General features: G+C 37.8%; 16 protein-coding genes and 1 pseudogene. 15 read left to right on the plus strand and 2 right to left on the minus strand.

What is annotated here, in order from left to right; all coding sequences use genetic code 11:
• Positions 1-19: 19 nt before the first annotated feature.
• The 7 genes from pstB (at position 20) to ACFIJK_RS04425 (ending at position 7,607) form a co-directional block, all read left to right on the plus strand.
• A complete protein-coding gene (gene pstB, locus ACFIJK_RS04395) occupies positions 20-778 on the plus strand; it encodes a phosphate ABC transporter ATP-binding protein PstB (protein ID WP_375625677.1) in 759 nt (252 codons plus the stop codon).
• 21 nt (positions 779-799) lie between these two features.
• Positions 800-1,522 carry a phosphate signaling complex protein PhoU gene (gene phoU / locus ACFIJK_RS04400; protein WP_273787814.1) on the plus strand — a complete coding sequence of 241 codons (723 nt, stop codon included), beginning with the start codon at positions 800-802 and terminating at the stop codon, positions 1,520-1,522.
• A 586-nt stretch (positions 1,523-2,108) separates the two neighbouring features.
• A complete protein-coding gene (locus tag ACFIJK_RS04405; protein ID WP_375626805.1) occupies positions 2,109-2,945 on the plus strand; it encodes a cell wall hydrolase in 837 nt (278 codons plus the stop codon).
• A 174-nt stretch (positions 2,946-3,119) separates the two neighbouring features.
• The gene (locus tag ACFIJK_RS04410) at positions 3,120-4,367 is read left to right on the plus strand and encodes an aminopeptidase (protein ID WP_375626807.1); all 1,248 of its coding nucleotides are present in this window, start codon (positions 3,120-3,122) and stop codon (positions 4,365-4,367) included.
• Positions 4,368-4,651: 284 nt separating this feature from the next.
• Positions 4,652-5,515, plus strand: coding sequence for a bifunctional DNA-formamidopyrimidine glycosylase/DNA-(apurinic or apyrimidinic site) lyase (mutM, locus tag ACFIJK_RS04415; protein ID WP_375626809.1), 864 nt, complete (start codon positions 4,652-4,654; stop codon positions 5,513-5,515).
• An 84-nt stretch (positions 5,516-5,599) separates the two neighbouring features.
• Complete coding sequence (locus ACFIJK_RS04420) at positions 5,600-6,994, plus strand: M20/M25/M40 family metallo-hydrolase (protein ID WP_375626811.1); 1,395 nt, start codon at positions 5,600-5,602, stop codon at positions 6,992-6,994.
• A complete protein-coding gene (locus tag ACFIJK_RS04425; protein WP_273787818.1) occupies positions 6,987-7,607 on the plus strand; it encodes a ribonuclease D in 621 nt (206 codons plus the stop codon). Before ACFIJK_RS04420 ends, ACFIJK_RS04425 begins: the two co-directional genes overlap by 8 nt.
• A 248-nt stretch (positions 7,608-7,855) precedes the next feature.
• On the opposite strand, the pseudogene ACFIJK_RS04430 reads toward ACFIJK_RS04425, so the two are convergent.
• A pseudogene (locus tag ACFIJK_RS04430) lies at positions 7,856-8,344 on the minus strand (hypothetical protein); the annotation flags it as partial.
• Between the two features lie 729 nt (positions 8,345-9,073).
• Between ACFIJK_RS04430 and ACFIJK_RS04435 the strand changes: the two are divergent.
• The 8 genes from ACFIJK_RS04435 (at position 9,074) to ACFIJK_RS04470 (ending at position 22,635) form a co-directional block, all read left to right on the plus strand.
• On the plus strand, positions 9,074-9,403 hold the full coding sequence (locus ACFIJK_RS04435) for a hypothetical protein (protein ID WP_375626814.1): 330 nt from the start codon (positions 9,074-9,076) through the stop codon (positions 9,401-9,403).
• A 1,833-nt stretch (positions 9,404-11,236) separates the two neighbouring features.
• The gene (locus tag ACFIJK_RS04440) at positions 11,237-12,070 is read left to right on the plus strand and encodes an outer membrane protein (RefSeq protein WP_375626816.1); all 834 of its coding nucleotides are present in this window, start codon (positions 11,237-11,239) and stop codon (positions 12,068-12,070) included.
• A gap of 333 nt (positions 12,071-12,403) precedes the next feature.
• A complete protein-coding gene (locus ACFIJK_RS04445) occupies positions 12,404-13,315 on the plus strand; it encodes a porin (protein ID WP_375626818.1) in 912 nt (303 codons plus the stop codon).
• A gap of 883 nt (positions 13,316-14,198) precedes the next feature.
• Positions 14,199-14,480, plus strand: coding sequence for an outer membrane protein (locus ACFIJK_RS04450; RefSeq protein ID WP_375626820.1), 282 nt, complete (start codon positions 14,199-14,201; stop codon positions 14,478-14,480).
• 202 nt (positions 14,481-14,682) lie between these two features.
• Positions 14,683-15,573 carry an outer membrane protein gene (locus tag ACFIJK_RS04455; protein WP_375626822.1) on the plus strand — a complete coding sequence of 297 codons (891 nt, stop codon included), beginning with the start codon at positions 14,683-14,685 and terminating at the stop codon, positions 15,571-15,573.
• Between the two features lie 1,441 nt (positions 15,574-17,014).
• Complete coding sequence (locus ACFIJK_RS04460) at positions 17,015-18,802, plus strand: porin (RefSeq protein WP_375626824.1); 1,788 nt, start codon at positions 17,015-17,017, stop codon at positions 18,800-18,802.
• A 248-nt stretch (positions 18,803-19,050) separates the two neighbouring features.
• Positions 19,051-21,966 carry an isoleucine--tRNA ligase gene (gene ileS / locus ACFIJK_RS04465; protein ID WP_375626826.1) on the plus strand — a complete coding sequence of 972 codons (2,916 nt, stop codon included), beginning with the start codon at positions 19,051-19,053 and terminating at the stop codon, positions 21,964-21,966.
• Between the two features lie 177 nt (positions 21,967-22,143).
• A complete protein-coding gene (locus ACFIJK_RS04470) occupies positions 22,144-22,635 on the plus strand; it encodes a hypothetical protein (RefSeq protein WP_375625697.1) in 492 nt (163 codons plus the stop codon).
• Between the two features lie 648 nt (positions 22,636-23,283).
• On the opposite strand, the gene ACFIJK_RS04475 is transcribed toward ACFIJK_RS04470, so the two are convergent.
• A complete protein-coding gene (locus tag ACFIJK_RS04475; protein ID WP_375625699.1) occupies positions 23,284-23,730 on the minus strand; it encodes a nucleoside deaminase in 447 nt (148 codons plus the stop codon).
• Positions 23,731-23,998 lie beyond the last annotated feature (268 nt).

Below are 23,998 nucleotides of genomic sequence, written 5' to 3' on the forward strand. Positions count from 1 at the left end.
TGTAAGGTGAACTTTTGTAATGAAGATTAAAATGCGCGGTCAGGATGTGAAGGTTTCTTATGGAGACAAAGAAGCACTCCACGGTATTACACTTGATATTCCTGAACATCAAGTAACAGCTTTGATTGGTCCATCAGGATGCGGAAAGTCGACTTTTTTGCGTTGTTTTAACCGTATGAATGATACGATTGAAGGCGCTAAAACAACCGGTCTTATTACCTTAGATGGGGAGAATATTTATGACCAGAGGATTGATGTTGTAGAATTGCGCGCTCGTGTTGGAATGGTTTTTCAAAAGCCCAGTCCTTTTCCAAAATCTATATTTGAGAATGTTGCGTATGGTCCACGCATTCATGGTTTAGTTAAAACGCGCTCTGAATTGCATGATGTGGTTGAAAAAAGTTTGAGGCAGGCAGGTTTGTTTGAAGAAGTAAAAGACCGTCTTCATGATCTTGGAACAAGTTTATCAGGGGGACAACAACAGCGTTTGTGTATTGCACGTGCTATTGCGGTTAGTCCTGAAGTTATTTTGATGGATGAGCCCTGTTCAGCTCTTGATCCCATTGCGACGGCACGGATTGAAGAGCTTATCGATGCGTTACGGCAAAATTATACAATTGTTATTGTAACGCATTCCATGCAACAGGCCGCACGTGTTTCTCAATATACGGCTATGTTTCATTTAGGGCATTTGGTAGAAGTTGGTGCGACTGAAATGATCTTTACCTCACCAAAAGAGCAACGGACGCAAGATTATATTACGGGGCGTTTTGGATAGGTGAATTGAGGAGTGTAAGATATGTCTATGAACCATACTGTCCGTTCTTATGATGCAGAACTAAAATATTTAAAAGCAAGGATTACAGAAATGGGGAGCCATGCAGAAAGAATGATTGAACGTTCTGTAGCATCGGTTGTGTGTAGTGATCTTCAACTTGCAACGACAGTGATTGCCGATGATGTGTTTTTAGATGAAGCAGAACGTGACATTGATGAAAAAGCGGTTGCTATTATTTGCAAACGCCAACCGATGGCTGTCGATTTGCGTGAAATTATTGGAGCCATTCGTATTTCTTCTGATCTTGAGCGGATTGGGGATATGGCCAAAAACATTGCTAAAAGGACTGTTGCACTTTCAGAAATACGTCAATCTGCTTCTGTTTATCATGGGCTTGAAACAATTACAGCTTTAGCACTCAATCAATTAAAAGAAGTCTTAAATGCTTATACGAGTCGCCTATTAGAGCGTGTTGACGCGGTGCGTGAGCGTGATGAGAAGATTGATGCTTTGTATACTTCTCTTTTTCGTGAACTTTTGACATATATGATGGAAGATATGCGTAATATTACGGTTTGTACGCACTTACTGTTTTGTTTAAAGAATATTGAACGGATTGGTGACCATGTTACTAATATTGCTGAGATGCTGCATTATATCATAACGGGGTACCATATGTCTTCTGATCGTCCTCGCGATGACCTTACTTATAAAGTTGGGATAGGTGAGAAGAAAATAGATTAAAATTTTTCTTATATGTATAAAATCAGTTTGTAGATATTATGAGTATTTTCTTACAGTGCAGCTATAGAAAGAATAAGATAGCTATACTATGGAAAAGCACAAAGAAGAAACAAAGAGTTTTTCAGAGAAGCATGGCAGATTTCTAACTCTTAGTTTGACATATTTGTATATTGGATGATATCATCACTCGTATTGTGGCAGGAGGGGAGTTTTCTAGGGGAATTTCCTTTCAGATCATTTTGTTAAAATTTTATATTAAAGGGGATATCTGTATTATTTTTTTAATATCGATGCAAAGAGTTTTGGTATCCAAATTTTTTGTATGTAGGAGAAGTGGATAGTGTTACTTCATTGTAATTGGAACGTGTGGGCTATTATGGCCTATATTGAACCATAAAGAATAACAATATTGATCTGTAAATTAAGAGTTTTTTATTTTTTATTTTGCATAGATACTTTTTGATTACCTCTTGTATTAAAATTTTACTGAGTGGTAACAGTTAGCTATGTACTTTATTGAGAGATACATTTAAAGCTCATTTCAAGACTTGAATAGCTCAGAGATTATAGGAATGTGTTGCATAAGATGAAAAAAAATCGTTGGAATGTTTTTGTTACCTGTTGTGTAGCGCCATTAGTTGTTGTGGGGTGTGCTTCAAATCGTTTAGATACTGGAAAAGTAAATAATAATAAGACAAAAACAGTTACGTATCCATTGACAGAGCGTCAATGTCTCATGCGAGCGATGTATTTTGAATCAAATCGCACAAGCCGTGAAGGAATGATTGCTGTTGGGACGGTTGTTATGAATCGTGTTAATTCAACCGCCTATCCTAAGACGATTTGTGGTGTTGTTGGTCAATATAAGCAGTTTGCTCCTGGTGTTTTAACGCGTCCTATGACGGAGAAAGCATCTGTTGCTCGTGTAAGAGAGGCGGCTGATGCTGTTTTACGGGGTGAACGAGATAAGAAAGTTAAACACGCTAAGTTTTTTCATACCGCTGGTTTGTCTTTTCCGTATAAAAACATGCATTATGTTCAGGTTGCAGGGGGAAATGCTTTTTATGAAAAACGATCACGTGATGGGGAACTTCAAGTTCCTACAAATAATCGCCCTTATGATGTTGCTTATGCTTTTGCTCAAGAACGTTCTGGTCATGCGCCAAGCTTTATAGATGAAGGCTTAGAAAGTGGGGGAGTAAAGGTAGAGAAAAGTGCATCTCCTTCGACAGAAGTAGCACAGTCCAAAACGGCACACCCTGCGCATTTTGCTATGGTACAGCTTGATAAAGTTCCTATTCCTGCCTATGCACCTCAACATCTAGCTAGGAAAGAGGAAAATAAAACGATTATGACTTTGCCTTCATCAGATCAGTTAAATGCAATTGTTGCAATGTTAGAAAAACGACATAGAAACTGGTAAGTTTTTCACGACAAAAGAAGGGTTATATACCCATTGCGGTTTATGAATTAAGTGAACCTTTTAGCGATAATGACACGCATAAATATACGTAGAGAAAATGAACTCGAAGGATCTAAAAAAATTTATAAGATGACGACGTAAAGAACGCATTTTATTTAAAGAAGGGTATTGCTAATGTACTTTGATATTCATGAGACAATTTCGCCTGAAATGCTTAATCGTCTTGCAGAAATTACAGTAAAAGTGGGGTTGAATTTACAAGAGGGGCAGGATCTTGTTTTGACCGCTCCAGTTTCAGCATTACCTTTTGTTCGGCGTATTGCGTATCATGCTTATAAGGTTGGTGCTGGTGTCATTATACCAATTTTTAGTGATGATATGTTATCGCTTACACGTTTTGAAAATGCTCATACAGCTAGTTTTGATTGTGCCCCTTCTTGGCTTTATGAGGGAATGGCGAAGGCTTTTGAAAAGGGGGCAGCGCGTTTAGCAATTGTTGGTGATAATCCTTTGCTCCTTTCCAATCAAGATTTTGATAAGGTTGCGCGTTTGAATAAGGCGACTTCACTAGCTTACCAGCCTGCTCTCAAAAAAATATCGAATTTTTCTATAAATTGGTCAATTGTTGCTTATCCAACAGCAGGATGGGCTGAGGCAATGTTTCCTTCTTTACCACTGAATGAGGCGATTAAAAAATTAGCCGATGCAATTTTTTCTGCTTCACGTGTTACAGAAGAAGATCCGGTACATGCGTGGTTCGTCCATAACGAGAATTTAAAGAAACGGTCATCTTGGCTTAATGAGCAGCGTTTTTCTGCTTTACACTTTACAGGGCCAGGGACTGATTTAACTGTTGGTTTGGCAGATGATCATGAATGGCATGGTGGTGCATCTGTTGCTCAAAATGGTGTTATTTGCAATCCGAATATTCCGACAGAAGAAGTTTTCACGACTCCTCATGCTCATAAGGTTGAAGGTTTTGTTCGCTCAACAAAGCCACTTTCCTATCAAGGAACACTGATTGATAATATTGAAGTACGTTTTGAAGCAGGGCGTATTGTTGAATCCCGTGCATCAACGGGGCAGGAAGTTTTGCAGCAGGTTTTGCAAAGTGATGAGGGTGCAAGCCGATTGGGCGAAGTTGCTCTTGTTCCTCATTCTTCACCAATTTCTAAGAGTGACCTCCTTTTTTATAATACCTTATTTGATGAAAATGCTGCATGTCATATTGCTTTAGGACAGTGTTATTCCAAATGCTTTTTAGATGGGGCATCATTGACATCAGAAGAGATTGCAGCGCGTGGTGGTAATAAAAGTGTCATTCATATTGACTGGATGATTGGTTCTGGCGAAATTGATATCGATGGCATTACCCAAGATGGTGTAAGAGTTCCTGTATTTCGTAAAGGTGAGTGGGCTTAATCCTGCTATGTCCTCAAATATTGTCATTTGAGGTAGGGTGGGGTGTAAGCCTCATTGATACGTTAAGTATTTTAGAGTGCCAGGTGAATATTCAAGGCAGGGTTTGGTCATAAAGCCTTTAGTTAAGTGACTCACATGAGTAGGAAGCTAAGTGAAATCCACTCATCAAGAATTTGAGTCGTTTATAGAGCAGATGTAGAGGAAACCTTTGTTCTTTGAGGAGGGAAAAGAAGCCAATTTATTGGTGATACAATTGAAAAGTGTATAATTATTAAAGAAGAGAGATGCCTGAACTTCCTGAAGTAGAGACAGTTCGTCGTGGACTTGAGTCTGTTGTAACTGATGCAAAGATAGTATCTGTCAGACTTAATCGTAGAGATTTGCGCTTTCCTTTTCCTGAGGCTTTTTCTGAGCGCCTTATTGGCAGAACAATTATAGAACTTGGTCGGCGTGCAAAATATTTATTATTCCATCTTTCTCAGAATGAAACGATTTTAAGCCATTTAGGAATGTCTGGTTCATGGCGTATAGAGAATGATCTTTTAAGAACGACAAGTAAATTGGTTAAACATGATCATTTTGTCATGGATATTCAAACAAGGAATGGTGAAGTTTATCATCTTATTTATAATGATGTGCGTCGCTTTGGATTTATGCTTTTAGTCAATACGGACAAGCTTTATGAACATCCACTTTTAAATAAGCTAGGGCTTGAACCTATGAGTAATTCGTTTTCTGGTCGTTATTTACAAAAGGCTTTTGTTAATAAAAAAATGTCTCTCAAGAGCGTTTTACTTGATCAGTCTATTGTTGCAGGTCTTGGGAATATTTATGTTTGTGAAGCACTTTGGCGGAGTCGTTTGTCTCCACAACGTGGTGCATTTACATTGGCATCAAAAACGGCACGTGCATGTGAATTTGCAGATTCTTTAGCAAAAAATATACGCAATGTGATTTCTGAAGCCATTTTGTCTGGTGGCTCTTCTTTACGTGATTATATGCATATAGATGGTTCACTTGGTTATTTCCAACATGCTTTTTCAGTTTATGGACGAGAAGGCAAGCAATGTTTGGAATGTGGAACGCCTATAGTGCGTATTTTACAGGCTGGACGTTCAAGTTTTTACTGCTCACAATGCCAAAAATGAATAAGGTGTCTTGCAAAATCTTACAAGAGGCTTAAAGTCGTCGTATCTATAGTATAATTACACAAGGCTTGAGAGGTTTTTTTTATGCTGAATAAAGTACTAACACATCTTGATGGAAATATAGAAAAGAGCCTTGAACGCCTTTTTTCTCTTTTACGTTTTCAATCGATTTCTACAGACTCGGCTTACAAGGATGCATGTCGTAAAGCAGCTGATTGGTTAGTAGAGGATTTAAAAAGCATCGGTTTTGAGGCTTCACGCCGTGATACACCGGGTCATCCAATGGTTGTTGGGCATCATCCAGGACCTTCGGATGATTGTTTGCATGTTTTGTTTTACGGACATTATGATGTTCAACCTGTTGATCCTTTGAGTTTATGGGAGGATGATCCATTTACACCTTCTTTAAAAGAGAGAGATGGAGAGAAAGTTATTTGTGCTCGTGGAGCTTCAGATGACAAAGGTCAGTTGATGACTTTTATTGAAGCATGTCGTGCATTTAAGAAAGAAACAGGGCATCTTCCTGTTAAAGTTACTATTTTATGTGAAGGTGAGGAAGAATGTGCTTCTCCTTCCCTTATTCCTTTTTTAAAAGAAAATAAAGATGAACTTAAGGCAGATTATGCATTGGTTTGTGACACGTCAATGTGGGATGCGGATACACCATCTATTGCTCTTTCTCTTCGGGGAATTATGGCAGAAGAGATAATTATTACAGCAGCGAATCGTGATTTGCATTCTGGTTATTTTGGAGGAGTAGCAGTTAATCCCATTCGTATTCTAACGAAAATCTTAGCAGGACTTCACGATGAAAATAATAGGGTAACACTTCCTAGTTTTTATGATGGCGTAGAAGAAACACCTCCACAGATTTTGCAGTTATGGAATGAACTTAATTGTACTGCTGAAAATTTTCTTGGTCCTATAGGGCTTTCCATTCCTGCTGGTGAAAAAGGGCGGAGCATTTTAGAGCTTGTATGGGCACGTCCTACCATGGAAATTAATGGTATTAGTGGCGGCTATGAAGGGGAAGGGATGAAAACGGTTATTGCTTCTCAAGCGAGTGCAAAAGTATCGTGTCGTTTGGTGCATAAGCAAGATCCAGAGAAAATACGCCAAGCGTTGCGTGATTATGTACGTAGCTCAATTCCGGCTGATTGTAAGGTTGAATTTAAGAATCACGGTTCTTCTCCGGCACTTCAGATTTCTGATGATTCATCTTTTATCAAGGAGGCGAAGGATGCCTTATCACAAGAGTGGGAAGTGCCTGCTGTTTTGACAGCTATGGGGGGCTCGATCCCAATTGTAGCAGATTTTCGGTCAATTCTTGGTATGGAAACTCTTTTGGTTGGTTTTGGACTGGCTGATGATCGTATTCATTCGCCTAATGAAAAGTATAATTTAAAATCGTTTCATAAGGGGCAGCGGTCTTGGGCGCGTATTCTTGCTGCTTTCGCAAATAGGAGGGTAAATGGCTGAGATTCGCGTTCATCAAGGTGATTTACCAAACTTAGATAATTATAAAACTGACGCCATTGCGATTGATACTGAAACTTTAGGGTTACAACCCCATCGTGATCGTTTATGTGTTGTTCAGCTTTCTTCTGGAGATGGTACTGCCGATATTATACAAATTGCTAAAGGACAAAAGAGTGCACCTAATTTGGTCAAGCTTCTTGGAGATAACGCAGTCATCAAAATATTCCATTTTGGGCGTTTTGATCTTGCGATTTTAGCGCATACATTTGGTGTTATGCCAGAGGCTATTTTTTGTACAAAGATTGCTTCGAAACTCACGCGTACTTATACGGATCGTCATGGCTTGAAAGAAATTTGTAATGAATTGCTGAATGTGAATATTTCTAAACAGCAACAATCTTCGGATTGGGCGGCAGAAACGTTATCACAGGCACAAATTGAATATGCTGCGTCGGATGTGTTATATTTGCATCGTTTAAAGGTTATATTTGAAGAACGTTTAAGACGTGAAGAGCGAGAAAATGTTGCCAAGGCATGCTTTCAATTTTTGCCTATGAGAGCTAGGCTTGATCTTTTAGGATGGGCGGAAGTTGATATTTTTGCGCATAGCTAACTTTAAAATTGGCTTTTAATGGAGTTAATTATTGATGTGAGAGGATGAAATGCTTGTACATTATGGGCATTTTATCCTCTCATCTTTTCTGATAAGAGTTATAATAAATTCTTAAGTGCTATTTCATTTGAAGTTTAGGTAATCAAAGTGCTTTTGCGAATTCATATTTTTTACTTTTGTAACAGCTTTTATTTGAAAAAAGCAATTTTGAGGAGAGTTTTGAAACATATGGTAGGTTCGAAGACCTAAATCTCTGAAACCAGTACACAGCCTAATTGGGAAAAAATATGAAGGCGTAAATATAAAAACCAAATCTTATCTTTACCATCATTTTTAATTCTGCTTTACGACTTTCAAAAGTATCTAAAGCAATGTCTGTTAAATAATAGAGATTACGCATTGCCTCACGCTTTTGTTTCTCACGTTTTTAATGGATTTACGTTCTTCATGTAAAACAGAACGCCCTAAACGGAATATATTTGTGTTGCTAATTCATGTGCTTTTTTTAAAATAAACCGGCACCCAAGCTCATTTCACGGCGGCGCTTATGAGTGGTATAACGATAAAGCCCCAAAATATGATATAAAATTCGTTGAGCACTCCCATCTTTACGCTTATGGAGTAACAAGCCGCTACCATCTTTACGCTTATGGAGTAACAAGCCGCTACCATCACACAATTTGCCAACTCCCAATGTTGTGTAGCTCTTGGCACTTGGGATGGTTTATAAGAGGCATTTTTAGTCTTTTTTATTTTTGTCTACACAGCTCTCCCCACTTGTAACATGCAATCAAATGGTTTTGATGGATTCAACATGAAAAAGATTTGGATGAGAGAATCTTACGGTATTCAGGGTTTTTACTCAATATGAATAACGCTAAACTATCATTATAAATCAATATATTATATGATTAATGTATACAGATAACTACGATTGCACTGAACAATGCAAAGAGCAACTCCTAGAAAAGTGTGCTAGAAACAAGTCAGCAAGAGCGCTTTTTACTAAGTCAAAACGTTGCAATAGCTTTTGCATTTAAATAGATTCGTAAGAATCCCCCTGTTTTCAAGAGTTTTATCTCTATACAAACTTCATTTATGATGTGGAAGCGAATAAATTTGCTTAATGTATAATGAACAAGTTTGGAATGAGAGAATATTCTGATATTCTAGGGGCTCATTTTGTGTGAGGAAATGTACATTATATTTATAAATCAATTGTTTATGTGAGGCTCGTATAGTTTATTATTTTCAGACGATACTTCGTGCCTTTAATTTATTACTCAATAAGTGATTTCTATGTTGGTAGAGCAGGGCAATTTGCTTTTATTTTAAAATCAAAAGGGCTCCAAAGCTTTATTTGTAAGGATTTTCACTTTTTATCTATAAACATATTATTTTTCTCTAGAAATTTGCAATGAAGGCACTAGGTAAAATCCATTATGGATATTTAATGAGGTTAATTTATGAACATAAAATATTTTATTACAGCTTTTGCTACTTTTGCTTCAATCTCTATCGCTCAGGGTGCGAGTTTTTTAGCGTCTCAAAACCTTATACAGAGAGCATCTTCGGCTGTTCCTCCAATAGGTCTTTTTTCTGGTGAACAGCTTCGCAAGGTATTATCTGAAGTTTTTCAAATAGAACTTTCTTGCACAAATAACAGTGAATACATAACAGCAGTTAAGTTAGTACCTGTGTCACATTCTGGTAAAAAAAGAGGATATAATCCTAAAAAAGGACTAGGGAAAAGAGGACGACCAAACCTATTTACACGAAGTCCAATGAGTTTTTAAAAAGTGAGAAAACAACATTGAGAGCTGTAACGTATGCTCGAAAAATGAAGAAAAGAGATATTATCACCTGAAAACAGGAGGGGAGCTATTTTTTTAAATGGTGTTATAATTGTATACGGTGAGAATGAAGAGTACTGTTCGGAAAAGATACGAGCAGGGAGATTTTAGTGAACGAATAGTACTGTATAATAGCAACCAGTCGTTACAAAATTCATGGGTTTAGATGAATATAGCCTAGAGATTTCGGGTTATTTTGTTATGCCGATCGTCATTTTAAGTGTGGTTATATAAGGCATGTAAAACGCCTTGATAAGTGCTTTTAGAGTATGGGGTGGGATTAGTGAAGGACTTGTCTATAGGGAATCTTTGGTTAAGTGAATTACATGAATGGGAAGCTAAATGAAACCCACTCGACAAAAATCTGGACTATTTGCAGACAGGGTCTGATAGGACGCTTCATCCAAATCGAGAAGAAAGCCAAGTATTTATTTTAATGTTAAACTTTTGATCTTGGTGTGTTTCAAGGAATAAAACGCCATTGAGTTGCATACTTACGTGAGCTTGTTTTAAAGAAACATTTCTCAATGCTCACAAGCCTATTTCGCGACGCCATTTATGAAAGGTATAATGGTAAATCCATTGAGTACTACCGCCTTTACGCTTATGAAGGTGAAAAGCCAGCATTCATCACACACTTTGCTAGTTCTCAATATTGTGACAGCCTTTGGTATGTGAGACGATTCATAAGGAGGCGTTTTTAATCCTTTCTTGTACAGTTTTTATCGACACGGCTTTTCTTGCTTGTAATGTGCAAGCGAATGATTTTGATTGATTGCGATATGCAACCAGTTTGGAATGAGAGAATCTTACGATATGTGACTACAGAATTTTATAAAATATTCTTTATTTGTCTATGATTCAAAATATCAGATATTTGCTCTACCAAATTAATGACTTTCAAAGCAAAGTTTGGTGTGAACACTTTAAGAAAGATCTCTCATCTTTTTTGCTTTAGGGAGAGTTTTAATATAGATGTCAGCATTTATCATACCAGTTTCTTGTCTTTAGGCATTTTTTTCAATTTAGTCTTGTAATGGAGTATGAAATGATAGCCTAGAAATAAGGCTGAAGCTCTGAAAAAGACTTTACTATAAGGTTGAAAGAAGAAAAAAATGGTAAATATTTAAAAACAATAAATGCCTAAAGTAAAAATAAAGAGCAGGCAAGTTGCATGTGATCTTGTTTCAATCCATGGATTATTGGAAGTCTTATTTTGTGCGATACAAGTTTATGTTTGAAATAAGCATCCTTTTTATGAAAAAAACGAATACATAGTTTTCATATTTGGTTATGCGAAGGATGAAGGTAAAAACGTTATTTGTATAAATTTAAATAGAACGGTTGCATTTGACAGTTCTTGCTATTGAAAACATTCATAAGTGACATTTTTAGTTTTTTAACGGTTTCACATACTTGCTCGTTTGTAATGTATAGAGGGATGATTTTTGTTGCTTGAATATACAATGGTTTAAGATGAGAGCATTTGAATTTAATATAAAAGGATAATTTTTCATTAGACAAGAGCACATGCTTTCCACGGTGATAACGCAGATATTTTTGAAAAATTTATAAAGAAGAGCAAATGTGACAAGAGACAATCATTTGTACATTGGCATAGTTCAATTCTCATTTATTACAGATCAAGCAATCAAAGGTGATTTGATTGGCTTTTTGTTTTTTTTATGAGTGTATCATTTTTGCTACAGATATCTGAAGTTTGGGCTCTATATGAAACGATGTGTTCAAATAAATATTCAGCTATGGAGAGAAAATATGAATATGAAATGGTTAATAACAGCTTCTGCTTTCGCTTTTGTTTCAGCTTCAGCAGCACAAGCAGCAGATGTTATTGTTCCCCCAAGTCCAACACCTGTTGCTCCCGTTATTGTTGCTCCAACTTTTTCTTGGACAGGTTTTTATGTTGGAGGCCAGATTGGTGGTTTTTCGGGTAAAACGAAAATGGATATTCTCAGTAACGGAAAAAAGATTCCAGCGCCTGATGACCTTTTGCCTAAACTATCTGGTTTCATGGGTGGTCTTTACGCAGGTTCCAACGTTGATCTCGGCAATGGCCTTATTTTAGGTGTTGATACAGATATCGTGTGGTCTAATAAAGATGACACGAAGACAGGAAACACATATGTTATTCTTCCAAATCACATAAATTATATTAAGAAGATATTAACAGAATCTGGAATTAGTATTGGTAAAGATGCGCTTGAAGCTGGTGCTAAACGGACCCACAGTTTCACTTTTAAAGAAAAGTGGGCTGGTGCGACACGTGTACGTATTGGTTTTGCAGCTGAACGCATTATGCCTTATGTTGCTGGTGGTATCGCCTATACACAGCTTCAAGATACTGCATCGATTTCAATAACAGGCAAAGATTCAGATAAAGTAATAGCTTCTGGTATCTTGTCTGATGAAACAAAGACCCTTGTTGGTTACACTCTGGGTGCTGGTGTTGATTTAGCTATGACCAATAACGTTATTGTCCGTGCGGAATATCGTTACTCTGATTTTGGTAAAAAGAAATTCTCAAATGATAAATATGAGACATCTTACAAAACCAATGATTTCCGAGTTGGTGTTGCTTACAAATTTTAATAGATGATAAGTTAAACAACAGAGGCGCTGTCGAAGGCAGCACCTCTGTTATTCTCTGTTGCTATATTATCACACAATACATAATTTATTGTGGATGTGGAGAAATATTATTCATATTTTCTTAAAAAAATCATAGACAATAAACAATAATTACATTTAAAAATCAATAAGTTATTTATATATATTTTTTAAGTTTCTCGTACAAAATCGAGCTATGAATTGGTTTTGTCTGGGATGTGCCCTCCATTTTCTGTGACTGTATCATTTTTACTACAGCTTTTCTTTCTGTAATCTTGTAGCACTGTGCTCATAAATAAATTAGGAGCAAAGTTTATGAATATAAAATCTTTAGTAACAACTTCTGTTATCGCTATAGCGGCAGCTTCTGCAGCACAAGCTGCTGATGTTATCATCCCTCGTGAAACAGCCCCAGCAGTCATCTCAGCCCCTTCATTTTCTTGGACAGGCTTTTATATCGGTGGTCAGATTGGTGGTTTTTCAAGTAAAATTGACTTAAAAGATAAAGATAAAGAGACTTCAGTTTTTAAAGACTTATCACCTAAACTTTCAGGTATGATTGGTGGTTTTTATGCAGGATCTAACTTTGATCTTGGAAACGGCATTATATTAGGTGTTGAAACAGATATGATCTGGTCTGGCAAAAAGGATGTGCGAGTAGCTTCTGAAACTGTAACTCCTCCAGCTGGTGGAACTGTAACTCCTCCAGCTGGTGGAACTGTAACTCCTCCAGCTGGTGGAACTGAAACTCCTCAAGGTGGTGGAACTGAAACTCCTCAAGGTGGTGGAACTGAAACTCCTCAAGGTGGTGGAACTGTAAAGAGTTTAAGTATTAGAAGTGCAGGTGCACAAGAAGCTGTGGATGTATCAGAAGCTGTTGGTTTTAAACAGAAATGGGCTGGTGCTACGCGAGTACGTATTGGTTTTGCTGCTGCTGACCGCATTATGCCTTATGTTGCTGGAGGTGTTGCCTATACACAGCTAGAGGCTGCTCATGGAGAAGTGAAGGTAGGTGATAAAACTTTTGTTTCAGGTTCATCTGCTGAAACAGCAACAATGGTTGGTTTCACTATTGGTGGCGGTCTTGATTTTGCTGTGACTGATAATGTCCTGTTGCGTGCAGAATACCGTTACTCGGACTATGGTAAAAAGAAATTTTTTGCAAAAGAAAAAGAATATAATTTCAGAACCAATGATTTCCGTGTTGGCGTTGCATACAAATTCTAATTTTGTAAAAAACGAAATAAACTTCCAAGAGGCTCTGTCTTTGACAGAGCCTCTATTATTTTCTGTTGTTATATTATTACTCACTCCATATTTATTGGAGATATAAAAATATTTTCATAAACGACAGACAAGAATTACATTCAAAATCGATAAGTTAACTTACGAATTCTCGTACGGAGTGAAGTTAATAACGTTGTAAAGTCATGCAGCGATTTTGTTTTGAGTGCATCCTCCATTTTCTATAACTGTATTATTTTTTACTACAGCTTTTCTTTCTGTAATCTTGTAGCATTATCCTCTAAATAAATGAGGCGCAAAGTTTACGAATATAAAATCTTTAGTAACAACTTTTTGTTATCGCTATGGCAGCAGCTTTTACGACATAAGCTGCAGACATTATTCTTCTTCGTGAAACAATCCCAGCAGTTATCACAGCTCTTTCGTTTTCTTGGATAAATTTTTATCTTGGTGGTCAAGTTAGCAACTTTTTAAGTCAAAATTGATGTATTTGATTTAGAGACAAAAGAAAAAACTTCAGATAAAGATGGACTACCTAAACCTTCAGGTTTCATGGGTGGTATTTATGTAGGTTCCAATTAGGTTCTAATGTAGATCTTGGAAATGTCCTCATTCTAGGTGTTGAAACCGATGCAGTCTGGGCAGACCGAGGAGAGACGAAGACGGTCTCAAAGATTCTTGCGATTGACGAATTTAATGATTTTAATGATGAATTTGAAGATGCTGGTGTTGCATTGCTGGTGTTACATTGGATGAAAATAAAAAGTTTCAAAAAGGTGACACAGCAGTGTATCGTATTGGTTTCAAAGAAAAATAGTCTGGTGCAACACGGGTTTGTGTTGGTTTTTCCGTCGCTGACCGCATTATGCCTTATGTTGCCAATGGTATTGCCTATGCGCAAATACAAGGTGTCGATAAAGTTTCAGAAACAAAAAAGTCGGCAAATGGTAAGTCAAGTAAAGAAGTTGCTGCTACGGTATTTGATAAATCAAAAACGTTGGTGGGTTTTACCCTTGGTGGTGGTATAGATTTCACGATGACAGATCATATTCTTCTTCGTGCGGAATATCGCTACTCAGACTTTGGTAAGAAGGAATTTAAAAAAGATTACCTTAAACTAGGCTACAAAACAATGACTTTTATGTAGGTGTCGCTTACAAGGTCTAATTTCATCAAAAGCGCAATTATGAATACAAAGTATTAATAAAAAATTAAATTTTAAAGAGATCTTGACTTTTATAAAACCGCTGTTTTCTAGGCTTTTATTTGTATGACTGTGACATTTTTACTACAGCTTTTCTATCTATAATCTTGTAAGGTCATCTTATAGTTAATTTAGGAGCAAAATTATGAATACAAAATCTTTAATAGCAACTTCTGCTGCTGCTTTAATTTCAGCTTCTGCAGCACAGGCTGCTGATGTGATGATCCCTCATGAAGTCGCACCAGCAGTTATCGCAGCAGCCCCTTCGTTTTCTTGGACGGGTTTTTATCTTGGTGGTCAAGTTGGCAACTTTTCGAGTAAAACTAAAGTAACTATTCCAGGAGCGGATAAAGAACTTTTCAAAAAAGATAACACACCTAGTCCTTCTGGTTTCATGGGTGGTATTTATGCCGGATCTAACGTAGACCTCGGAAATGGTCTCATTCTCGGGGTTGAAACCGATGCAGTTTGGGCAGGCCGTGAAGAATCAAAAAAAGCCCGTGAATTGACTCTTACTGAAAAAGATGCAGAAAATTTTAATGCTGCCCTTGAAAAAGCTAAGGTTGAACTAAAAGATCAGCAGCAGTTTGCAGAAGGTGACAAGGTAACAGAAACGCACAGTTACAAAGAAAAATGGTCTGGTGCGACACGCGTCCGTATCGGTTTTGCTGCTGTTGACCGTATTATGCCTTATGTTGCTGGTGGTATTGCCTATGCGCAGGTACAGGGCATTCAATCCGTTGCAGGAAAAGGAGAGAGAGCTAAAGTTGAGCAGAAAGCTGACGGGGATGAAAAAGTGCCAGACGCAGAGGCTAAGCAAGCCATAGATTTGACTGGTGGTACTTGGGCTGATGACACGAAGACAATGCTTGGTTTCACTATTGGTGGTGGAGTTGACTTTGCAATGACAGACAACGTTCTTTTACGTGCAGAATACCGTTACTCCGATTTTGGTAAAAAGAAGTTCGCAAACGATACACGTGAATTCAATTACAAAACCAATGACTTCCGTGTAGGTGTCGCTTACAAATTCTAATTTCGTAAAAATGAAATTAGAAGCATAAAAAATACTAAGGCCTCGTTTAACGGGGCCTTTATTTTATTAGCTCTCTATTCTATATCTCTTAATCCCTTCTATTTTTATTTGTATCATTTTGTGCTATAAGACTTTAGAGAAAAAAGTTTTATATTATAGAGGGCGAATTGGTGGTATATATGGATTTTATAGCTACTGATTACATAAAATCTTATATCATGGCTATCATTTTACGCCTAAGTGAAAAGTATTCAATTAATCTCAGAAATAGGAAAAGATCATAACCAGTGATTAAATTTATTCTGTATATACCAGATTAGAGTGAGCGTATTACATATATCTGTTGGAGTAAGCTTTGGGAAATACAGTCTCATTGGGGAAGCATATGAAGTAACAAAGAGAAAAACTAGTTTTCAACTTTATCCTCTTCTTTTAATTTAGCTTTACGTTTTTGTTTATTGCATTCTTTTTATGGGATCACACTCCTCATGCAAAACAGAACGCCCCAAACGGAATACACTTGTTGTTGTGTATTCACACATTTGTTTTAAAGAAATATTTTTCAAAGTACATCAAGCCCACTTCATGTCAGTATCCGTGAGTGATATAAGACGGTAAAACCTCCCAATGAAATAATATAAAATCTATAGGCCACCACTATCGTTACACGCTTAATAAAAAGAGCAAGCTAGCATCATCATACAACTTTGCCAGCCACCAATGTTGGTGGACAGACCTTGGCTGTTAGAAGCGTTCATAAGAGGCATTTAAAATTCTTTTAATGTTTTTTGTCCACAGACTGTTTCCGCTATCGAGAGACATGGTTTTGATTAATACAACATAGAACAGGTTTTTAATGATAAAATCCTACAGTATTAGTTTTTTCATTCAACATAAAAACAATAAATTATCCTTATAAATTAAACCGATGTGTCATGATGAAGATATTTACGCAAAGAATCTAAAAGTTTTTTTGCGAGTGTTTGAATAAGTCTTTTGTTTCTCTTAATTTTAGATACAAAATACTATCGCTAAAGCACCAAAAGTAGATCATGTTGATAAATAGATGAAACTTTGATGGCGCTTGGTTTTAAAAAAAGGCAATATTTGATTTCACTGTTTTCGTTGGCATTGATTTTGCAATGACAGATGATAGTTTATTGCATGCAGAATACTGTTATTCAAATTTCGGTAAAAAGAAATTTATAAAGAATATTATCATTAACAGTTATGCGAAAATTTAATGAAAATGAATCCAACTTTAAGACACATAATTCTGGTGTGATTTAGTTTACAAATTCTCATTGAATGCAAAATTGAAAGTTTAAGAAGCCTTATTTTCAAAAAATTTTTATTTTTTTGTGAGTGTGTCATTTTTGCTACAGATCTTTCAAAAAAGATGCTCTATATACATTTCATTTTGGATATTTGGAGAGATTTTATGAATACAAAACGTTTAATAACAGCATCTATTTTTTCTTTAATTTCAGCGTCTACAGCGCTAGCTGCTGATGTTATGATTCCTCATCAACCAGCACCATCGACATCTTCTACCATTGTTGCGCCTACTTTTTCATGGACAGGTCTTTATTTAGGTGTCCAAGCTGGTGGTTTTTCGAGCAAATCTGACATAGCTCTTGTTGATCAAGAAAAGAATTTGCCACTAGATAAAGAGATCTCTCCTAAACTTTCGGGTTTTGTAGGTGGTTTTTATGCAGGTTCTAATATTGATCTCGGTGATAACTTTATTTTTGGTGTCGATACGGATTTAATGATATCTGGTAAAAAACACACAAAGACAATTACCATAGGTGCGGCTGATAACACTACAATAGAAAATGCAGTCGTAAGATCCCGCAGATCCGCAAAGCCACAAACGCCTCCAAGCCCAGCTCCGCAAGCAGGAAGAGGAGCACAAGAACAAGCACAAGCACCAAAAGCCGTTTCAGGAGGATCTGCTGGTGTAGGAAAACCTGCACCAGCAAAACCTGCACTAGCAAAACCTGCACCAGCAAAACCTGCGCCAGGAACAGCTGTTGGTGCAAGAACTGCAACATTAGGAACTCCAGTAGCAGGATCCACGTCAGAACAATCTGCTGCAACGCAATCCGGTCAAGCGCAAGCAGGAGTAGCACAATCAAATCAAGCAGCAACAGCTAGAAGTTCTGGCGATGTTAATGTAACAGCAAAAAAAACAGTGGTAGTGGGAGGGGGAAATCCAAGAGTTTCAACAGCATCGTCAAGAATACCATCTGTACCGTCAGTAGTAGCACAATCATCCTCCCCTAAAGCAGTGCAAGCGGTATCATCCTCATTGGGAAGATCAGATACAGGAGGGGCATCGTTAGGTGGGGTAGGTAGATCACAACCAGATGCGCAGTCAGCATCGCGATCAGCTACTGCATCAGTAGTGCCTGCACAAGTACAACCTACTGTAGCACCAGTAGTACAGCCAGCAGCAAAAGCAGCTACATCGGTACAATCAGCATCGCAATCATCAGCAGCGGAAAGAACAGTACAGAGCGGAGGGACACCTGTACTCGCGAGATCAGGTTCAACCTCTGAGTCAGCAAAAGCTTCCAATGGAACAAGCGGAGCCCAACACGGAGGTCATCATGGCGCCCATGGTAGTGGAAATAATGCTAATCCGCATGGTGCTTCTCATGGAGGTGGGCATGGCTCTGGCGCTCATGCGCATGGTACTAATTCACATGCTTCTCGTTCTCATGGTGGACAGAATGTGGCTGGACATGGTGCACAAAGTACACAAGTGGTGGATAAGAACAATTCCAGTGCATATGGTATAGAACAAATGAAAAAGCTGGCTTCTGAACTTGGTCTTGATCAAGAGGATGAAGTTGAAACTTTAAGTCATACTTTCAAACAAAATTGGGGTGGTGCTACACGGGTACGTATTGGTTTTGCTGCTGATCGCTTTATGCCTTATCTTGCTGGTGGTATTGCTTATGGGCAGTTCCAAGACACTGTATCAATATCCGTTAAGGATGAGGATGGAAGAGTCGTTTCTTCTAAGAACTTAGCTGATGAAACAAAAACCATGATTGGTTACACACTTGGTGGTGGCGTTGATTTCTCGCTTCTGGATAATGTGATTGTACGTGCAGAATATCGTTACTCTGATTTTGGTAAAAAGAAATTTGCAAAGGAAAAACTTGAAGTTAACTACAAAACCAATGATTTCCGCGTTGGTGTAGCTTATAAATTCTAATTTTTTAAAGAGTAAATTTCTAAGAGGCTCCACTATTAGTGGAGCCTTTATTTTTTAAAAGATCACTTTTTGGTTTCTTTTCTTGTGAATTTCATGATAAAGCCCATAGAGTGTGATGATATATTTTCCTGATCGCTGCTTAATACGAATGATAAGCTCGGCTTTCCCTATAGATAAAAACCAGAGTTGCAGGGTTCAGGGAAGTTATGCAAAAATGAAATCGTAAAAGTGGACAGGAATATTTCACAATGACTGTGAAAAATGAAACAATAGATTATTCAAAAACTCTTTATCTCCCACAGACAAATTTTCCTATGCGTGCAGGGCTTCCGCAAAAAGAGCTTGAATTGATGGCGCGTTGGGAAAATATGGGGCTTTATGCGCAATTGCGCCAACAAGCAAAAGATCGTCCATTTTATATTCTTCATGATGGTCCACCTTATGCAAATGGACATATTCATATTGGGCATGCTTTAAACAAAGTTTTAAAGGATGTGGTTGTCCGTTCATTCCAAATGCGCGGTTTTAATGCAAATTATGTACCTGGTTGGGATTGCCATGGGCTTCCAATTGAATGGAAAATTGAAGAAAAATATCGAGCACAAGGAAAAAATAAGGATGAGGTACCGCTTAACGAGTTTCGTCAAGAATGCCGTGAATTTGCACAGCATTGGGTAACCGTTCAAAGTGAAGAATTTAAACGCCTTGGTGTCATGGGAGATTTTAACACGCCTTATACTACAATGGCTTTCCATGCAGAAGCACGCATTGCCAGTGAATTGATAAAATTTGCTATGTCAGATCAGATCTATCGTGGTTCCAAGCCGGTGATGTGGTCTGTTGTAGAGCGTACGGCTTTGGCAGAGGCTGAGATTGAATATCATGATCATGAATCAGAGGTGCTTTGGGTTAAGTTTCCTGTTTTTGAAGCAAATTCTGATGATTTATATGGTGCTTATGTCGTCATTTGGACAACAACGCCGTGGACAATTCCAAGCAATCGTGCAGTGAGTTATTCTTCACAGATTTCTTATGGTATTTACGAAGTTGAAAGTGCTGAAAATGATTTTGGTCCTCAAGTGGGAGAAAAGCTTCTCTTTGCAGACGCTTTAGCAATGATTTGTGCAGAAAAAGCCAAACTTGTTTTGAAGCGTTTGCGTGTTATTTCTGCTGAAGAATTGAAAGCTCTTGTTCTTTCTCATCCACTCAAAGGTTTGGCTGGGGGGTATAACTTTAAAATTCCATTGCTTGATGGTTCGCACGTAACAGAGAGTGCTGGTACAGGTTTTGTCCATACAGCACCAAGCCATGGGCGTGAGGACTTTGAAATTTGGAATGATTATAAGTCCTTACTGGAGCAAACGGGGATTGATACGTCTATACCGTTTCCTGTTGATGATGCAGGGTTCTATACGAAAGATGTTCCAGGTTTAGGACCAGATCGTGAAGGAGGACCTGCGCGTGTTATTGATGATAATGGAAAAATGGGTGATGCCAATAAAGAGGTCATTAACGCTTTAATTAAAGCAGATCGATTGTTTGCACGGGGGCGTTTAAAGCATTCCTATCCCCATAGTTGGCGTTCAAAAAAACCCGTTATTTTTCGCAATACACCACAATGGTTTATTTCAATGGATAAAGATTTTGGGGATGGTTCAACTTTACGTAGTCGGGCTTTGGAAGCTGTTTCAAAAACGCGTTTTGTGCCGTCTTCTGGTCAAAACCGCCTAGCTTCTATGATAGAAGATCGTCCTGATTGGGTTCTTTCTCGTCAGCGTTCTTGGGGTGTTCCTATTTGTATTTTTGCGAATGAGGATGGTGTTATTCTAAAAGATGAAGGTGTGAACGAGCGTATTTTACGGGCTTTTGAAGCAGAAGGGGCAGATGCATGGTTTGCTGAAGGAGCACGTGAACGTTTTTTAGGTGAGCGTGCACATGAGCCTTGGGTACAGGTTTATGATATTTTGGATGTTTGGTTTGATTCTGGAGCAAGCCATAGCTTTGTGTTGGAAGATAGGGCGGATTTGAAATGGCCTGCTGATGTTTATTTTGAAGGTTCAGATCAACATCGCGGATGGTTCCAATCTTCTCTTTTGGAAAGCTGTGGTACGCGTGCTTGCTCTCCCTATAAGGCAGTGATCACACACGGTTTTACTTTGGATGAGAATGGTAAGAAAATGTCTAAATCTTTAGGCAATACGGTTGTTCCGCAAGAGATCATTAAAACATCTGGAGCTGATATTTTTCGTCTCTGGGTTATGACAACTGATTATTGGGAAGATCAGCGTTTAGGCAAAAAAATTCTTCAAACAAATGTGGATTCGTATCGTAAACTACGCAATGCAATTCGTTGGATGCTTGGAACTTTAGCATATGATGATGGAGAAGAAATATCTTATGGCGCACTGCCGGATCTTGAAAAATTTATATTGCATAGGCTTTTTGAACTTGATCAGTTGATTAATCGCGCTTACGATGAATTTGATTTTAAAAAGATTATGCGTGCATTATTGGATTTTTCAATCATTGAGTTATCGGCATTTTATTTTGATATCCGCAAGGATTCTCTTTATTGTGATGCGCCTTCATCAAAAAAACGCAAGGCCTCCTTGCAGGTTGTCCGTGAGATTTTTGAGCGTATGGTAACATGGCTTGCTCCAATGTTACCTTTTACTATGGAGGAAGCTTGGTTAGAGCGTTACCCAGAAAGCCAATCGGTGCATTTGGAACAATTTCGCTCTGTACCAGAAGAATGGCAAAACCAATCTTTGTCTGAGCGTTGGAAAAAAATTCGGCAGGTCCGTAAAGTTGTCACAGGTGCTTTAGAGCTTGAGCGCGTTGATAAGCGTATTGGATCCTCGTTAGAAGCCGCTCCTATTGTTTTTATTTCCAATCCGGCTTTACGGGAAGCATTAGAAAATGTGGATATGGCGGAGATCTGTATTACCAGTGCACTCACAATTACGCAGGATACAATACCTTCTGATGCTTTTACTTTGAGTGATGTTGAAGGTGTTGGTGTATATCCAGAGAAGGCATTAGGAAAAAAATGTGCTCGATCATGGCGTTATACACAAGATGTTGGGAGTGATCCTGCCTATCCGGATGTATCTGCTCGTGATGCAGCTGCTTTGCGGGAATTGCAGATTCTTGGCAAGATTTAAAATTTTAGATTAAAGGAAAGAAATGCAAGTAAATTTCTCATATTGATGAATATAGTTTTTTGTGGTACGAGAAAAATTCCGTTGTTTTATCTGCAGGGGGGAAATTTGTGTATGGACCGTTCTCTCATAAATAACGGGAATATTAATCAGCCATACACCTAGGGAATGGAATAGGCAGTGAGAAAACGTGAAATAAAAATATTTCCAATAGGAATTTTAGGGATGTGCTTTGTTTTGACGGGATGCAATTTATCCGCTCCTACCTATGGTACCGATAAACCAGTTTCGATACAGTTTTTTGAAGATGTTGCTAATATTACTTCATTAACACCAACAAATAACAGCAGCCAGATTGTTATGAAACCTCATCCAAAACTTGTAATACCAAGCCCTAGTTCGCGCGGATTTTTGCCGGTGCCGCAACAAGATAGATCTGTCAATGAAATGGCAGCATCGAAGAAGCATCAAGGAAATACTCCTTTTCCTCACAAAGGATCGTCAGTTAATGGTGCTGGTTCAGAAAATCCTTCACAGTTGAATGCAAAGCAACGACAGGAATATTTACGTCGTCAGAGAGCACAAGTTGGAAGTTCAAAATACCGTCGCTACCTCACTGAACCACCTTTAAGTTATCGCCAACCGGCGAAAACTGCACCTATTGGTCGATAGGGAAAAGACAAAATATTTAAAGTAAAGTATTTTTCCAATTACTTATGATACCAAGCTTTTATTCACTCACAGTTATAATGCTGCTGTAGGAGGGGCGTTATTCTCATGAAATAGCAATATGACAACAGCATCGAGAGAGTCATTATGCGTTTCCTAACACGAAGAATTTCTCAAGCTCATTTTACAACATCGCTTATGTGGATAGTATAACGTAAAATCTATTGAGCTTCACCATCTTTATGCTTAGGAAGGAGAAATCTGATACCATCATTTTATTTTCCAGACTCCAATGTTGCGACAATTCTTGCATTTGAGAGCCTTCATAAGAGACATTTTTAATCTTTTCTAAAACGTTCTTTATCTAGACGATAATCCCGCTTATGATATGCAAGAAAGTGATTTTTATTGCTTCAATGTAATTTGAAATGAGAGTATATCTACGATATGTTGGACTTTATATTTTATTATATAAAATAATGAATTATTCTTATGAATGAATGTATCATCTAGTAGAAGCAATATGCAGGATTAAAAGAGAGAAAAAATGCTTTGAAGTAGCTTTTGCTATATATATCAGAAGTATTAATAGTCTTGTTTGAGAAATAGGATAGTTTTTAAAGAGTGAAAGTTATGGAAGAAGAATTTTTTTTAGTATCGCTTTTGTACAAAAAAATCTTTAAGTAATTGAGCAGCTTCTTTTTCTTTAAAACCAGAATAAATGTCAGGTTTGTGATGACAGGTTGGTTGCTGATAAAAACGTGGACCATTTTCTATAGCACCCCCTTTGGGATCATTTGTTGCATAATAGAGACGTCGTATGCGTGCAAATGAAATGGCAGCAGCACACATAGCACAAGGCTCAAGTGTTACATAAAGATCGCAATCAGGAAGCCTTTCGCTTTGCAATGTTTTGCAAGCCATACGGATTGCGCGCATTTCTGCGTGTCCTGTAGGGTCATATGCAGATTTTATAAAGTTACCAGCGCGTGCAATGATAGCTTTTCCACGTGTAATGACAGCACCTACGGGAACTTCATCTTTTTTTGCAGCCCCTTGCGCTTCTAAAAGGGCTATTTCCATGGGCGTCAAAGTCATAATATTCTTTCTACTGAAGGTATAGAAAATCTAAAGGTTATCTCGATAAGGAATGCTATGGAATGAATAATTTATTACGCTTTTATAATGAAAGGAATACCTCTATTTTTAAAGAGTTTAAAACAAACTTGCAAGTCGACAGATACATTATTGTCGTTAAAGGATAGAAAATGATAAATGATTATGCTACTTCCTTTTTCAGGATAAGCGGTATGGTGCATGTGAATAATTTTCTGAACATACTGGCAAAGATTGGTTTGAAACGCAA

It is taken from the genome of Bartonella sp. PS17NMGDW, assembly GCF_042193555.1.
Classification (GTDB): domain Bacteria; phylum Pseudomonadota; class Alphaproteobacteria; order Rhizobiales; family Rhizobiaceae; genus Bartonella; species Bartonella grahamii.

Coding starts and splice junctions, on each gene's coding strand:
- pstB (WP_375625677.1), top strand. CDS start 20: ATGAAGATTAAAATGCGCGGTCAGGATGTGAAGGTTTCTTATGGAGAC.
- phoU (WP_273787814.1), top strand. CDS start 800: ATGTCTATGAACCATACTGTCCGTTCTTATGATGCAGAACTAAAATAT.
- ACFIJK_RS04405 (WP_375626805.1), top strand. CDS start 2,109: ATGAAAAAAAATCGTTGGAATGTTTTTGTTACCTGTTGTGTAGCGCCA.
- ACFIJK_RS04410 (WP_375626807.1), top strand. CDS start 3,120: ATGTACTTTGATATTCATGAGACAATTTCGCCTGAAATGCTTAATCGT.
- mutM (WP_375626809.1), top strand. CDS start 4,652: ATGCCTGAACTTCCTGAAGTAGAGACAGTTCGTCGTGGACTTGAGTCT.
- ACFIJK_RS04420 (WP_375626811.1), top strand. CDS start 5,600: ATGCTGAATAAAGTACTAACACATCTTGATGGAAATATAGAAAAGAGC.
- ACFIJK_RS04425 (WP_273787818.1), top strand. CDS start 6,987: ATGGCTGAGATTCGCGTTCATCAAGGTGATTTACCAAACTTAGATAAT.
- ACFIJK_RS04435 (WP_375626814.1), top strand. CDS start 9,074: ATGAACATAAAATATTTTATTACAGCTTTTGCTACTTTTGCTTCAATC.
- ACFIJK_RS04440 (WP_375626816.1), top strand. CDS start 11,237: ATGAATATGAAATGGTTAATAACAGCTTCTGCTTTCGCTTTTGTTTCA.
- ACFIJK_RS04445 (WP_375626818.1), top strand. CDS start 12,404: ATGAATATAAAATCTTTAGTAACAACTTCTGTTATCGCTATAGCGGCA.
- ACFIJK_RS04450 (WP_375626820.1), top strand. CDS start 14,199: ATGCCTTATGTTGCCAATGGTATTGCCTATGCGCAAATACAAGGTGTC.
- ACFIJK_RS04455 (WP_375626822.1), top strand. CDS start 14,683: ATGAATACAAAATCTTTAATAGCAACTTCTGCTGCTGCTTTAATTTCA.
- ACFIJK_RS04460 (WP_375626824.1), top strand. CDS start 17,015: ATGAATACAAAACGTTTAATAACAGCATCTATTTTTTCTTTAATTTCA.
- ileS (WP_375626826.1), top strand. CDS start 19,051: ATGACTGTGAAAAATGAAACAATAGATTATTCAAAAACTCTTTATCTC.
- ACFIJK_RS04475 (WP_375625699.1), bottom strand. CDS start 23,730: ATGACTTTGACGCCCATGGAAATAGCCCTTTTAGAAGCGCAAGGGGCT.